Raw genomic sequence first — 12034 nt, forward strand, 5'->3', positions numbered from 1 at the left:
TGAGGATCGGATTCGCGAGCTCGTCGAAGGACGCTGTGAACTGGCCGAAATTGTCACGCCGCTGCTGGAGGCGCGCTGCAAGCTGTAGGCAGACGGACCCGCAAGAAGAAGCGGTGGCAGAAAGATGTTGCTTTGCCGCGAGATGAACGATGGAAGCGGCGCCTGCCATGGGTGCTCCGCCAGCGCCGGGCTGTGCCGTAGGTCAACTGCGCCAGGATCGAAGCTGCCCTTATCGAACTGTCCATGACAGGCCGGCAGTGCTGCACCTGCCTATCAGACGCCCTCGGATTTAGGGGCGAGAATGAAATCGAAAACGGGCTCAGGCTGGCCAGGCATCGGCTCTCGCAAAGCAGCCGGGAAAGTTGTGGCCGTTTCGGCGTGTACCGCGAGCGCGGCAGGTGTCATTCCGACTGCGGCCTCAAAGGGCCGGCTCGGCAGAGGCGCCAACCGACGAAAAAGTGCTGCAGCTCTCCCCGCATGGCGCGCGGCAGCGACCCGCTTTCCCTCGCGCATCTTCACCCCGGCCGCCGCCAACAGGATCAATCCCTTGAAGAAAAGGCGATGCTGAATGCTTTGTTTCGCAGCGTGCCAAAGAGGCTCCCAAGCCTCATGGGCTTCCCAGTAATAGCCGTGATTGAAAAGGTCGATACCCCATCGGAACCCGTTTGAGCTGAGTGATTCCTCGACGGCAACAACGGTCACCGGGTCGCTTTGGTAACTGTGACCCAGCGGGTCGCAAACCGGATGCGGATGTTTGCCAGGCAGGTATGCGTAGCCCGGGAAATTCTTTTCGGGTAGCAAGCGACGACGCGACATAGATCCCAGCAATCATGAAAGCACGTCGATGACAATTCATGTCATATGGAATCTGATGGGACACCGCCCTGCATTGGCTGCTGGGTCCTTCCATCCCTGAGATTTCAGCCTCCGCCGTACACGCACGACGCCGGACGTCTTCGGTGGCAGAGGCCGATAGCGCTTGACCGTCTTGAAGCCCGACTACTCGCGCACCGAAGACTGACGTGCTCTGCGACCAGCAAGCCCGGTCGCAGGGCCGAAGGCGATGCCAGGGTAGTTCGGATCGACCTCCGCCCGGAGCCAGTCGCGCCGGCGTTCAACGTGAGCAGTTTGATGACGGGAACGAAGCCGGGTCTCACTGCGGAGAGGCTGCTGCCGGCGGGGATTCGCGCGCCTGGTGCCTCATCGCCGCCGCGCCATCTGCTTAGCCCGCAAGGTAGGAAGCGGCGCTCAGCCGGCTAGAACCGGGCGAAGTGACCTGAGCTCCGAAGCTCGGCGAGCAGGATGATGGCCGTTCCGCGGTGGTCAACCCTCGCTTGCTCACTCAGCGGAGACGCATACCAGGCAGCCAATTCTGCCACCAAAACGGCGGTGTTCCCGCTTACAGATGCGCATCTAAGTTGTCCGTTCTTGTCCATCACGATTATTGCTGTGCCGGTCACGCCATATCCAATCGCGGCCATCCGCTGAACGCAGATATCGCCGTCGACACGAACATCGAAAAGAACCGATCCTGCGGTTTTCTCCGCAGCGTCAGCCACACGATCACAGAACGGCCGATGCAGGCCTTCGATATTTGCCGAGTGACTGCTCAACCGCCAATTCAACATGCTGCGCCACCATGGCTGCGAAAATGCGCGCCGGCTGGCACAATCGACAATAGGCCAGGGCTGACTATCCACGCACCAATCGCCCTCCCGATGCCCACATGGCAACTGCGCTCTTGGCCGGCGTCCTCCCAAGCGCCGCCCTTCTTTTCCATAAGCGTTTCGGCTTGCCGGAAATTAGGGTCTCGGTGAATAAATCCGCATGGCTTTCGGGTGGGTGCTGGCAGGAAGACTTATGCGCGGGCGAGGATGGATTAAGGCGTTGCGTCAGGACGACCCTCGGCAGGTGCGTGCGCATTGCGGAACTGGAGCGCGATCTCATGGCGACCAGATGAGGAGCGGGTCTCGGAATTATTCCTGGACGATTTTCGCGAGTCACATTCTTCCTGCCAATCGAAACCGGCAGATTGCGAATTTGGTGGCGAGTATATTTGTTGGGTGATATATAAATATCATTCAGAGGATATACAAATGCCGCTCTTCATTCGCGATCCCGACGTTGACGCTTTGGCCCTCGAGCTGCAGCAGATCACAAAGGCGCGTAGCAAGACCGAGGCCGTCAGAACCGCCTTGCGCCACGAGATCGAGCGTAACCGCGGCAGCGTCCCACTGCGCGAGAGACTGGCTAAGGTCAAGGAAATGGCACGGCGGATCGGGCCGGCCAATCCTGATTTCGACATGAAGAAATTCACTGACGAAATGTGGGGCGACGACTGATGTTCGTCGACGCGTCGGTGATCGTCGCCATCCTCAACGAGGAGCCTGGCGCGGAAGAACTGGAAAAACGGCTCGCGGCCGCGACCGGCCCGCTGTACGTCTCCCCACTCGTCCGCTTCGAGGCAGTTCAAGGTCTCGCGCGAGCGGCGGCTGAAGCCATCCAGAAGAACACCAAGCCCACGCCCGACATGTTGGCGCGAGCTCGCGACACCGTCGATGCTTTCATAACCGAGGTCGCTGGCAAGGAAATCATGATATCCGGCGATATCGGCAATCGCGCGATCGAAGCCAGCATGAAATATGGCAAGGCTGTGGGGCACAAGGCCGATCTCAATTTCGGGGACTGCTTCGCCTACGCATGTGCGAAGGCTCACCGCTTCCCGTTGCTCTACAAAGGCAACGACTTTTCGCAAACGGATCTGGCTTGAGTTCGCTGAGATCAGTGCGCTCACCCGGCAGGTCAGGGCGTGGCGCGATGACTTTAGCCTTGTCGCGCGGATTTCGCTATCGTTCGTCTCGCTTGCTTCCGTCTCGGCATGGCCCCTCTCAACGTCGTTGAAGGCAGGTGGAAGATATGTGAGGGGCAGTTTTGGGTGTCGAGAATGTGTCGGGTTGGCGTCTTCAACAACATCGGCAAGGCGCATAGAGTCTCAGTAGAAAATCAGGGGATGTCGATGACGCGCCAATCAATGGGCGCCGAGTTCCAGACCGACACCGACACCGAGGTCGTCCGTATCTCTTGGCAAGACACTGCCGGGATGGCATGAGGCGGCAAGAGGCGATGCGTGCCATGCTGAAACGCGTCAGAGGCGCCTATGCGCTTGCCGTCCTCTTCGAAGATGATCCGTCGACCATCATGGCGGCGCGCAACGGACCACCGCTGGCGATCGGTCACGGCGACGGCGAGATGTTCCTGGGCTCCGACGCGATCGCGCTTGCTCCCTTCACCAATGAAATTACCTATCTCATCGACGGCGACTGGGCCGTTGTCGGCAATTCGGCGCCCATATCTTCGATTTCGACGGCCATCCCGTCGAGCGTCCGCGCCATACCTCCAGGGCCGCGGCCGATCTGGCCAACAAGGGCAACCATCGCCACTTCATGGAGAAGGAAATTTACGAGCAGCCCGAGGATTTCGCAGCGTATCCGCTGAACGCGGTCGCGATCTCTTCGATGCTGTGGTGGCGACCAATCAGGAGCTGCTTCACCTCCTCAAGGCGCTCGGACACCAGCCATTCGCCTGGAGGCGATAACTACGTCAGCGACATCGACATCGAAAATGCGATCACCCAGCGAAGGGTGCAAATGTCGCTCCGCTGACGCTTCAAAGCCAAGCCCGCGCACCGTCACCGATAAGAGCTTTAGCTATCGCGTTGGGGGCATCATCGCGGCGCCTTCGGAACGTCGAATAGGCCCACCCGCGGCGTTCACACTCGATCTCGGCGCGGGTCTTCGCTTGTCTCCTCGCCCTGTCAGCGCCCTGCAAATGAGCGAAACCAAGCTGTCGCGCGCTCGCTTGTGAAGCGCGCCTTTCGGCCGCCATGCAAGGAAATCATCAACGCTCATCCAATCAATCGGGTTTGTGTCGGCGTCTGGCTGGCTGAATTCCACATACAGATGCAGTTCGTCCGGCACGAAGACGACCCTCCACGATCCTTTGATGTCATTGGCAAGGTTGTAGGCGAGGGCGGTCATGGCGGGGCACTCCTTTCGCCGTGGAGCGTGCCTATCTCACGGGAAAATTCTATCACCAGAAGTTGGTATTGACGCTCGCGCTTTCTCAGAAATGCAACGTCGGCGTGATGCCGAAAGGTGCAGCCGCGCTCCCCGCAAGGGCGCGGGCCTCGGCCTGTGGTGCTCATGCCATCTACTTCGATCCGCAAGATGGAATATGATCTGGATAGAAGGACGCTCTCGGTATGGTTCGTCGCCAGCGGTAAACGGTACGAGTTTGAGGGGGTACCGCCGGAAACCTTTGCCGCGTTCCGGGCCGCGTTCGCCAAGGGCCGCTATTTCAACGACCACATCCGCAACAATTTCCGCTACCGTCTGGTTGCGAGCGATAGCGACCTAGTACTACAGTTGCGGATGTGATCGACACTTGTAGTGCGCGATGGCGGGGGATGTCACGGTAACGGCTTGTGAGAGACTGACGCGGTAGACGCACATGCATGAACACTTTGCCCATCAGCTACAAGCGCCATCGCTTCCCGCCTCAGATCATCGCCCGTGGCGTCTGGCTCTATTTTCGATTTCCGCTGAGCCTGGGCCTTAGTCGAGGAAATGCTGCTGGAGCGCGGCATAGTTGTTTCCTACGAAACAATCCGGCGTTGGGCAAAGAAGTTCGGCCCGGACTATGCACGTCGCCTTTATCGCAAGAAGCCCAGCCGGAATGACGCGTGGCATCTGGACGAGGTGGTCATCACCATCGCTGGCAGGAAACACTGGCTGTGCGCGCCGTCGATCAGGACGGTTATGTGCTTGACGAGATCGTCCAGGCTCGCCGCAACAGCCAAGGCTGCCAAGCGATTGCTGACCCGGCTTCTGAAGAAGCAGGGCATTGCGCCGAAGCGAATAATCACCGACAAGTTGCGCTCCTATGGTGCGGCGCGTCGCCAGGTCATGCCGAATGTCGAACATCGATCGCATAAGGGCCTGAATAACCGGGCAGAGAATTCGCATGTGCCGCTGCGAAAGCGGGAGCGAACGATGCAGGGTTCAGATCGCCGGGAAATCTGCAACGCTTCGTCTCAATCTTCTCCGCCATCCGAAATCTCTTCGTCCCACCCCGTTCCCAACGATCTGCATTCCAAATTCACCTGCATCGCCTTCAAGCGATCGTGGAATGGGAAGCTGTGTCTGGAACTGTGGTCTGAAATTCATCCGCGATGGCCAACGCATTCGCCGCGCCCGAACGTGACATTGCCCCGGCACCAGATGCGATCCTGTGGCCGGCTGCGCAACCCGGACCAGCTTCGCCGGCCACCCCAGCCGAAGCGCAAACACCTAGCATGCACTAACATCCAACATGGATCACCCGATTGGGGCCGGCCAGTTGTCGGGCTCCGGCGAGGTCACTAGCGCTCGCAAGTAACCAAATCCGACACCCTGCGTCGTCTTTGTCGGGTCCGCTACATACGCCTTGCTTAGCCAATCTCTTGTTGCCTCGAGCTAAGCAGCTGAAAAGCAACCACAAATTTTCTTCTCCGGCCCAATCAGCCAAGTTGGCACGAGTCTTGACACTCTTGGTGCAAGGCGGCGAGAGCTGCCAACGGCATTCATGTCGCGGGCAGCCGCCAATAGAACAACGGAAGGAAAACTACATGTCAGGTCTGCCTCCCAAATGGTGCATCCAGGCGGTTAACGAAAGGCCATCCCCTGCCCCAGCGCGCCGTCGATGACCGCATCGGCGTCCAGGCGCTGCTGATCGGTCCGTCGCTGGAGGAAATCTCGACCGAAATGGCTGGCAAGGTGAAGATCACCAAGGTCAATATCGACGACAATCCGGAGATCGCGTCGCAGTTCGGCGTCCGCTCGATCCCGACGTTGATGATCTTCAAGGGCGGCGAAGTCGCCGACACCAAGGTCGGCGCTGCCCAAGACCGCGCTGGCGCACTGGATCAGCGGCAACGTCGCCTGACCGTCCAATAGATTAAGAGCCCGGCCTTCGTACCGGGCTTTTTGTGGCTGAATATCAGCTCGGCGGCGTGCCGTTTTCGGCGAGCACCGCGCCGACGAGATAGAGCGCTCCGCCGATCAGGATGCGCGGCGGCGTTTCGCTTGGGTCCCAGGTGTCGCGCAGCAGCATCAGCGCGTTGGCGACCGAACTCATGGGTTCGGTCGACGGCAAAATAGTACGAGGAAACCGATGCCCCCAACCACCCGTCGTCATGCCCTCCGCGCGCTCGCTGCCCTTTGGCGAAGCATGAGACTCTACAAATTTCTTATCAAAATGGCCGCAATGGTGGCCATCATCGTCGCTCACCGTATCGTCACCGGCAGTTGTATAGACCACAGCACGGCGTTCGCATGCTTCGCGGTGATGGGGGCCTTCAGTGTGATCGATGCATATTTCACGCCGACGGTCAGCCGGCGCCGCTCGGGAGAAGGCGAATGATCGACATTCCCCGCCTCGCCCTATCCGCCCGTCAGCCGTGGGCCACGACTTTGGCCCTCGGGTGGAAAACCATGACCAGTCGTCGCCGTTGCGGGTGAACACACGCGCCTCGCCGTTCTCTACGATGATCTGCGCGCGGTAGCCGTCGAATTTGACTTCGTGAATCCAGCCTTCGCCCTTAGGCGGCTGATCCACCAGGGTCGGTATTTGCGGGGGGCTGAACTCGAGCCGGGACGCGGCGACAGAACGTTTACTCATGCCGCGTGAATCTAATGATTGAATCGTATTTTAGGCGTCTCTGAAATGCAAAAAGCCGCCGCTCCGCGAAGGGTGGCAAGCGGCTAGATGGGGCGGAGCTATTAGTATCGTGCCTGGCGGCGAGTAACCTTGAGCGTCTCGAGATGCATCAGCACCGTATTGCAGAGCCTGCCTATAACAGGCCCCGTACCGTCGTCGCGCTTTCCGAAGAAGTCCTCTGCCCACGGCAACCAGAGCGTCCTATCGAGGACAAAGCATGTTGCCTGCGGCATTCCGAATCACATGCGAGATGAGGGTTGCCGACTAATGGGTTTGGCAGGCATGAGTGGCGCCAACGGCACACGGCCGGACATATAACGCTAAATAGTACGAGTAAACCGATGCCACTCTTCACCCGTCGTCATGCCCTCTGCGGCCTCGCTGCCCTTTTTGGTGGAAACCACGCCCATGCTCGATATTCTGTATCTAGCGAGCCGCCCGACTCAACGCGGCAGCCCACGAGTTCTTTTCGTGAGAAAATCGTGCGCGGCGAGCTGACCACGTTCGAAGAGCATCCTTGGCAGGTCGAACTCAATATTCAAGCGGATGGCTATAGCGTCATTTGCGGTGGAGCGGTGATCGGAGCGCGATGGATCCTCACAGCGGCGCACTGTGTAGCGGGTGCAACAGCCAAGCACGTCCAGGCCATAGTAGTCGATGGCGTTTCGTTGGATGTAGTGGAGATTATTGTTCACGAAAAATATAAGCATGATGAAGAGAGGCAGAAGGAATACCCACCTCCACATGATCTGGCGCTCGTGCGGGTGCACAGTACGCGACCCGCAGCGGTCATTCGCCTTGCTACCCCCACGACGGAAATTCCTATTGGCAAGGAGCTTATCGTGACGGGCAAGGGAAAGACAGAAGATCGAGAATCATCAGACCAGCTCCGAGAGGGCAAGGTCCCGTACGTCGACAACGAAACGTGCAGCCGCAAATATGATGGGATCCTTCCTGGGATGATGTGCGCCGGAAAGGAAAACGGCGGGCCCGATTCTTGCCAAGGGGACAGTGGAGGTCCTCTGATCAAACGCGATAGCCAAGGCAAGGCCATCTTGGTTGGAATTACATCGTGGGGGAAAGGATGCGGAACGACATACGGTGTGTATACGCGCGTGTCGTATTATTACGAATGGATCATGAAAAATACCGTTGACTGAGGCGGCGAGTCGGGATGCGTGCAGGATGGAAAGTTCACGTTGCCGCGTCTATCCGAATGCGCAGAATCTCCCAACAACCGGAGTTCGGTGTAACAGGTATCCTCACCATGTCCCATGAATGCTGTGCAGGCTAGTACTACAGTTGCAGATGCCGATGCCGTTTGTAGTGACAGATGATGGCCGCAGCCTGATGTCGTCGTCGCCATAACGACCAGGCTAAGATGAAGGGCTTTTGTGTCGGTGGGAAGATGAGGATCCGGGCGAGGAGATAGCGGATCTCGGGGACGCTCGGGACGAGCGCAGCCATCCGGATCAGGCGGCGATTGGCTCCTTTGGACTCGTTTCGTTCGGTTTGCTCGATGCGCTGCGGCGAAGATCAGCCGATAGCTTCGAGAGGAATGCCAGGGCGGCCATGCACAGGCTCATATGGCGATGCCATCCGTGCCAGGACCGAGCCTCGCAATGATCAAGTCCGAGATCATCCTTGGCGCGCTCAAAACACTCCTCGATCGCCCAGCGCAGGCCGGCCACTGCCGCCAATTCGGCCAATGAGGAAGCGGGCGGGGCGAAGACCAGGTAGTAGGCTTTTTCTCCGGATGTCGATCGCTTGCGGCGGACGAGAAGCCAGTGCTCGAAGCCGCCTTTTGACGTTCAAGGGCGGCGGATGCGTGCCCAGTCGTAGAGCCGAGGCCCTTTGGCGCCTTCACCTGCCGCATGACAGGCCCAGTCGTGGGGCTCGAACTCGCTGGCCAGTTCCTCGGGCGAGGTTTCCTCAAACAGACGATCCCCTCCAGGGCGCCGGCATCGAGCGCCGCCTCGACCATGGCGCGCGCCATCTTTGGCTTGGTTGCAAAATCGACCGTCTCCGGGATCGACGCCCTGGCACATCGCGCCCGATCCTTTGTCCATCTCTCCAGCAGACAAAGGCGACGATCAACCAGCGCTTGGCCGTAGCGGCTCGCGTAAGCCAAGAACACGCCGATCTGGCTGTTCTCGATCCGCCCCGCCGTTCCCGAGTACTGACGCGCGACACCGGCGGAACGATCGCCCTTCTTCACAAATCCCGTCTCGTCGACGATCAGGACGCCATCCTCATCGCCAACGCCTCCACCACCCGCGAACCTCGTCTCGGAGCCGGTCAGCGTCCCAGTGGCTGCGCCCCAACAGCGACTGCATCCGATACGGCCGCTCCGCTCGGACTGCTCGGCCATCAGCCAGCCTGTCTTGCGCTCAATGCCGGAAAGAAGGCCGTCAAGAAAATCTGCGCCCGTCTCCCGCAACTCACGACGAGGAAGCACCCGCGCAACCCGCGCCTTCAGCGCCGTGAGCTCCTGCTCCCAAGCCAACAACGACCCTGACCACGAAGCGACAGACATGGTTCCCTCCACAACCTGTCGAGTGAATCAGAACATCAAATGATCCGCAACTGTAGTACTAGGATGACCTGACCTGTCGGTGGCTCAATTCCTCCTGTCGCTCCAATCGGCGGTTGTTAGACGCTTTGCCGCTGTTGCGCTTAGGGTCGTTTACGATCCGCGCTCACTCGAAAAAGCCCCCCCCGCGTCCCTCCGCCTGGTGCAAGCGCTTGATTCGGTCCCGTCCTCCTGGCAGTGCGGCGGGACTTTTTTGCGGTCCAGGTGGAGCGTCCGCGCGCGGGGAAGGGGCGGTGCACGCAGCACCCTTTTCTGATCCAATGTACGTCGCTGGCGCTGAAGGGTCTCAAGGTCGGTCTGCCGCCGGAGCTCAACTGCTGCTGGACTATTGCTCGACCGGAAGCGGCTCGTGCTGCGGCTCAGCGTGGTGGAACACCTGTCCAAGATCGCGCGCGTCGAACGTTTGGCCGCAGACTGGGCAGTAGACAAAGTGCTTCGACTCGTCCTCTACCGGCCCGTCATGCGGCCTGCCCTCATAGCCCGTCGCGATGTTGTCGGTTCTAATCCGGGGCATCGACAAGTGCCTTTCGTCGTTTTGGCGGCCGATACTTCTCCACCAACCGGACCTTCTCACGGTCGACCGTGACCAGCGGCCCGAGGTCGATCGTCACGGTGCCCTCGTCGATGCGCGTGACCTCGCCCCTTTCAGGGCGATTTGCTGGCCTCGGTCACCTGGGTGTGGTCGATGATGGAATGTGGGAAGTCGTAACCCGGGATCGAGACGCTTACGCGGTCCTCTGTTACCCGCCTTAGAACCGTGGCCATGATGGCCACTGGTCGCCAATGCCTGTCCGCGAGCCATACCATGGATTCTGGTGCGGGCAGTGTCTTCTTCAAGAGGCTTCTAATATACGCCATCCTAATACGACCGGAGTTACAAAATTGAACTTCATCGGGGAACACTCCTTCTGTCTGCCTGTTGGATTCGCCAGCGCACCCCGCGCATTCAGACAGGAGAAAGAAGAAGAAACGCATCCTTTTGGCTCCGGCCGTGCTGGCGGTGTCGGCCGGGCTTTCCTTTGCCCAGACGACGAGCGGAACCTCGACGAGTGGAAGCTCGACCACGACAACCATGCCCAGCACAACGGATCAGGGCACCGGCACGACGAGCAGCGGGACCAACCTGTCCGGCGATCAGGGCACCGACACGACCACCACCGGCGGCACCACAAATCAGAACTCGGCCAGGGACTGCGCGCCCGGCCAGCAGACTGGCAGCGCTCAGCAGGCGGCGCCTGGTCAGCAGGACACGGCAGCCAACACCGCCGCGCCGGGCCAGGTGAAAAAGACCGGTGAAGGTTGCTGATTGGCACATCGGCTCAGGTTGGAATCACCAGCGTGTGGCTGGCTGGTCTCCCCGACCGCCGGCTAAATCAACTCGGCTGGCGAGCAAGTTGCCGCCAGCCGAGCATCAGTTCAGGAACCTTTGCGCTTGCTTGTGCTTTCAGTGGGGCACGCCTGGCTTCTTTTTGCTTTCGGTCAGATAGATATCCGTCTGCTCGCGCATCTTGCGTGAAGGGAGTTGCGGTCGCGCTCAGAGGACAGGCTAACAGGTGATTTCGATCGATGCGCTGTATTGCCGATAGCGCTCCAGCGATTCGAACCCCCACATCGGACAGCGTTTTCGGGGTTGATGGTTGCGGCCGGCTTTGCAGTGGTTCCGGAGGAACGGAGCTTCCGCCGCGTTGCCCGGCCGGCTCAACCCACTACTGACTTCTGCGAGCCAAAGCCGGCGATCTCAACTCGTAGAAGTGAGCGGACCGTCTCGCCAGCTCGCAAAATTCGTTGGTGTCAAACCTGTAAAACGGCGGAACTCACGAACGGCGTGCGGTTGATCAAAGTAGGCCTCATTGACCTGACGCTGCAACAGCGTGGCATCCAACCCTCCTCTGCCGGCGTCATAGCTGAGGTTGGCGCAGCCATCTGGAAAGTCGCCCTAGAGAATTGGCGCAAATACGAAATTGAACGAAGGTTCGCAAGTCACGTCTAGGAGGCGCTTGCCGCGTCCCAGAGGGAGTTACATCTTTTTGTTGAAGATGGAGTCGGCGATGTAGCCGGCAAATGAAGAAGGCAACTCTACAACTGACGTGTTTGACTCTGCCTTGGGCTTGTGTCCCCGGTCAGCAGCTATACATTCAGAACATTGCCCTCGGAAGCGAGCCAGCTATGCTAACGTCACGCGCTGGTGGGTGCTCGGTCGGGAGATGCCACCGGCTATGATCGGACGACCCTCCACCTTCGCACCCGGGAACAGGAATTTGGAAGCTTCATGCGAGATCTGGCGCAAAGCGGGATCGAGATCTTGAAGATCTACGAACGTCCGACATTCCAGGAATTGGATGATCATCACTACCTGATCGATATGTCAGGTCATGCAAGTGACGAAAAAATGCTTTCATTTCTAAATGGACGCCGCCATCTTCCTATACTGGGGTCTTATCCCCGGTGCTATTGAGCGAGCGGTAGCAAATCCGGAAGCGGAGAGGCGCATCTTTACGGCGTCGGTCATGCGGGTGAAATCCTCAGCGTCTGCGACGGCGAGGATACGATTTCGACGGCGAGCTCGATCGCATGATCATGGTTCTCGACCATTGCCGGCCTTTGCATTGCCTGCGGAGCCTGGCGCCCGCTTCTGCCCGAAGAACTGCCCGACCCATGTTGCGGCCGACCGGGTCGCTGCATGAC

At 59.4% G+C, this 12034-nt stretch carries 12 protein-coding genes and 5 pseudogenes; 9 read left to right on the forward strand and 8 right to left on the reverse strand.

Features of this window, described 5'->3' with window-relative positions; genetic code table 11:
* Positions 1-273 precede the first annotated feature (273 nt).
* Both NKH04_RS30105 and NKH04_RS30110 read right to left on the reverse strand, forming a co-directional pair.
* Entirely contained in the window at positions 274-702 is a 429-nt protein-coding gene (locus NKH04_RS30105; RefSeq protein WP_353045420.1) for a DUF309 domain-containing protein, read from the reverse strand.
* 554 nt (positions 703-1256) lie between these two features.
* Positions 1257-1641 (reverse strand): annotated as a pseudogene (locus tag NKH04_RS30110) (hypothetical protein).
* A 455-nt stretch (positions 1642-2096) separates the two neighbouring features.
* On the opposite strand from NKH04_RS30110, the gene NKH04_RS30115 reads away from it, so the two are divergent.
* From NKH04_RS30115 to NKH04_RS30125, 3 genes and pseudogenes are all read left to right on the forward strand, one after another.
* Complete coding sequence (locus tag NKH04_RS30115; protein ID WP_023723084.1) at positions 2097-2342, forward strand: type II toxin-antitoxin system VapB family antitoxin; 246 nt, start codon at positions 2097-2099, stop codon at positions 2340-2342.
* Entirely contained in the window at positions 2342-2770 is a 429-nt protein-coding gene (locus NKH04_RS30120; RefSeq protein WP_353045421.1) for a type II toxin-antitoxin system VapC family toxin, read from the forward strand. The genes NKH04_RS30115 and NKH04_RS30120 overlap by 1 nt, the downstream gene beginning before the upstream one ends.
* 264 nt (positions 2771-3034) lie before the next feature.
* Positions 3035-3482 (forward strand): annotated as a pseudogene (locus NKH04_RS30125) (glutamine--fructose-6-phosphate transaminase (isomerizing)); the annotation flags it as partial.
* Positions 3483-3707: 225 nt separating this feature from the next.
* Here NKH04_RS30125 and NKH04_RS30130 read toward each other — a convergent pair.
* Positions 3708-4037: a hypothetical protein gene (locus NKH04_RS30130; RefSeq protein WP_353045422.1), complete on the reverse strand. Its 330-nt coding sequence runs from the start codon at positions 4035-4037 to the stop codon at positions 3708-3710.
* A 165-nt stretch (positions 4038-4202) separates the two neighbouring features.
* Here NKH04_RS30130 and NKH04_RS30135 point away from each other — a divergent pair, with 165 nt between their 5' ends.
* From NKH04_RS30135 to NKH04_RS30145, 3 genes and pseudogenes are all read left to right on the forward strand, one after another.
* Positions 4203-4436: a KTSC domain-containing protein gene (locus NKH04_RS30135; protein ID WP_352684156.1), complete on the forward strand. Its 234-nt coding sequence runs from the start codon at positions 4203-4205 to the stop codon at positions 4434-4436.
* Between the two features lie 189 nt (positions 4437-4625).
* Complete coding sequence (locus NKH04_RS30140) at positions 4626-5423, forward strand: DDE-type integrase/transposase/recombinase (RefSeq protein WP_084643156.1); 798 nt, start codon at positions 4626-4628, stop codon at positions 5421-5423.
* A 342-nt stretch (positions 5424-5765) separates the two neighbouring features.
* Positions 5766-5982: pseudogene (locus NKH04_RS30145) on the forward strand (thioredoxin domain-containing protein); the annotation flags it as partial.
* Between the two features lie 54 nt (positions 5983-6036).
* Here NKH04_RS30145 and NKH04_RS30150 read toward each other — a convergent pair.
* Positions 6037-6186 (reverse strand): annotated as a pseudogene (locus tag NKH04_RS30150) (bifunctional folylpolyglutamate synthase/dihydrofolate synthase); the annotation flags it as partial.
* A 1052-nt stretch (positions 6187-7238) separates the two neighbouring features.
* Between NKH04_RS30150 and NKH04_RS30155 the strand changes: the two are divergent.
* Positions 7239-7916, forward strand: a complete 678-nt coding sequence (locus NKH04_RS30155; RefSeq protein WP_023722986.1) for a serine protease — start codon at positions 7239-7241, stop codon at positions 7914-7916.
* A gap of 312 nt (positions 7917-8228) precedes the next feature.
* Here NKH04_RS30155 and NKH04_RS30160 read toward each other — a convergent pair whose 3' ends face one another.
* The 4 genes from NKH04_RS30160 to NKH04_RS30175 all read right to left on the reverse strand — a co-directional run bounded on the left by NKH04_RS30160 (position 8229) and on the right by NKH04_RS30175 (position 10423).
* Positions 8229-8438 carry a hypothetical protein gene (locus NKH04_RS30160; RefSeq protein ID WP_245278790.1) on the reverse strand — a complete coding sequence of 70 codons (210 nt, stop codon included), beginning with the start codon at positions 8436-8438 and terminating at the stop codon, positions 8229-8231.
* Positions 8339-9292 carry an IS701 family transposase gene (locus NKH04_RS30165; protein ID WP_502913463.1) on the reverse strand — a complete coding sequence of 318 codons (954 nt, stop codon included), beginning with the start codon at positions 9290-9292 and terminating at the stop codon, positions 8339-8341. The genes NKH04_RS30160 and NKH04_RS30165 overlap by 100 nt, the downstream gene beginning before the upstream one ends.
* A 382-nt stretch (positions 9293-9674) precedes the next feature.
* Positions 9675-9863, reverse strand: a complete 189-nt coding sequence (locus NKH04_RS30170; protein ID WP_352684161.1) for a hypothetical protein — start codon at positions 9861-9863, stop codon at positions 9675-9677.
* 131 nt (positions 9864-9994) lie between these two features.
* Positions 9995-10423 carry a hypothetical protein gene (locus NKH04_RS30175; protein ID WP_353045424.1) on the reverse strand — a complete coding sequence of 143 codons (429 nt, stop codon included), beginning with the start codon at positions 10421-10423 and terminating at the stop codon, positions 9995-9997.
* On the opposite strand from NKH04_RS30175, the gene NKH04_RS30180 reads away from it, so the two are divergent.
* Both NKH04_RS30180 and NKH04_RS30185 read left to right on the forward strand, forming a co-directional pair.
* Positions 10422-10655: a hypothetical protein gene (locus NKH04_RS30180; RefSeq protein ID WP_031195399.1), complete on the forward strand. Its 234-nt coding sequence runs from the start codon at positions 10422-10424 to the stop codon at positions 10653-10655. The two genes, NKH04_RS30175 and NKH04_RS30180, sit on opposite strands and share 2 nt — an antisense overlap.
* Positions 10656-11837: 1182 nt before the next feature.
* Positions 11838-12033 (forward strand): annotated as a pseudogene (locus NKH04_RS30185) (ferredoxin family protein); the annotation flags it as partial.
* Position 12034: the final 1 nt, after the last annotated feature.

It is taken from the genome of Mesorhizobium sp. M1365, from assembly GCF_040317865.1.
Taxonomy (GTDB): domain Bacteria; phylum Pseudomonadota; class Alphaproteobacteria; order Rhizobiales; family Rhizobiaceae; genus Mesorhizobium.

Excerpts from the sequence above, each read along its gene's own strand:
- NKH04_RS30115 (WP_023723084.1), top strand. The coding sequence starts at position 2,097 with ATGCCGCTCTTCATTCGCGATCCCGACGTTGACGCTTTGGCCCTCGAG.
- NKH04_RS30180 (WP_031195399.1), top strand. The coding sequence starts at position 10,422 with ATGCCCAGCACAACGGATCAGGGCACCGGCACGACGAGCAGCGGGACC.
- NKH04_RS30175 (WP_353045424.1), bottom strand. The coding sequence starts at position 10,423 with ATGGTTGTCGTGGTCGAGCTTCCACTCGTCGAGGTTCCGCTCGTCGTC.
- NKH04_RS30140 (WP_084643156.1), top strand. The coding sequence starts at position 4,626 with ATGCTGCTGGAGCGCGGCATAGTTGTTTCCTACGAAACAATCCGGCGT.
- NKH04_RS30170 (WP_352684161.1), bottom strand. The coding sequence starts at position 9,863 with ATGCCCCGGATTAGAACCGACAACATCGCGACGGGCTATGAGGGCAGG.
- NKH04_RS30130 (WP_353045422.1), bottom strand. The coding sequence starts at position 4,037 with ATGACCGCCCTCGCCTACAACCTTGCCAATGACATCAAAGGATCGTGG.
- NKH04_RS30165 (WP_502913463.1), bottom strand. The coding sequence starts at position 9,292 with ATGTCTGTCGCTTCGTGGTCAGGGTCGTTGTTGGCTTGGGAGCAGGAG.
- NKH04_RS30135 (WP_352684156.1), top strand. The coding sequence starts at position 4,203 with ATGCCATCTACTTCGATCCGCAAGATGGAATATGATCTGGATAGAAGG.
- NKH04_RS30120 (WP_353045421.1), top strand. The coding sequence starts at position 2,342 with ATGTTCGTCGACGCGTCGGTGATCGTCGCCATCCTCAACGAGGAGCCT.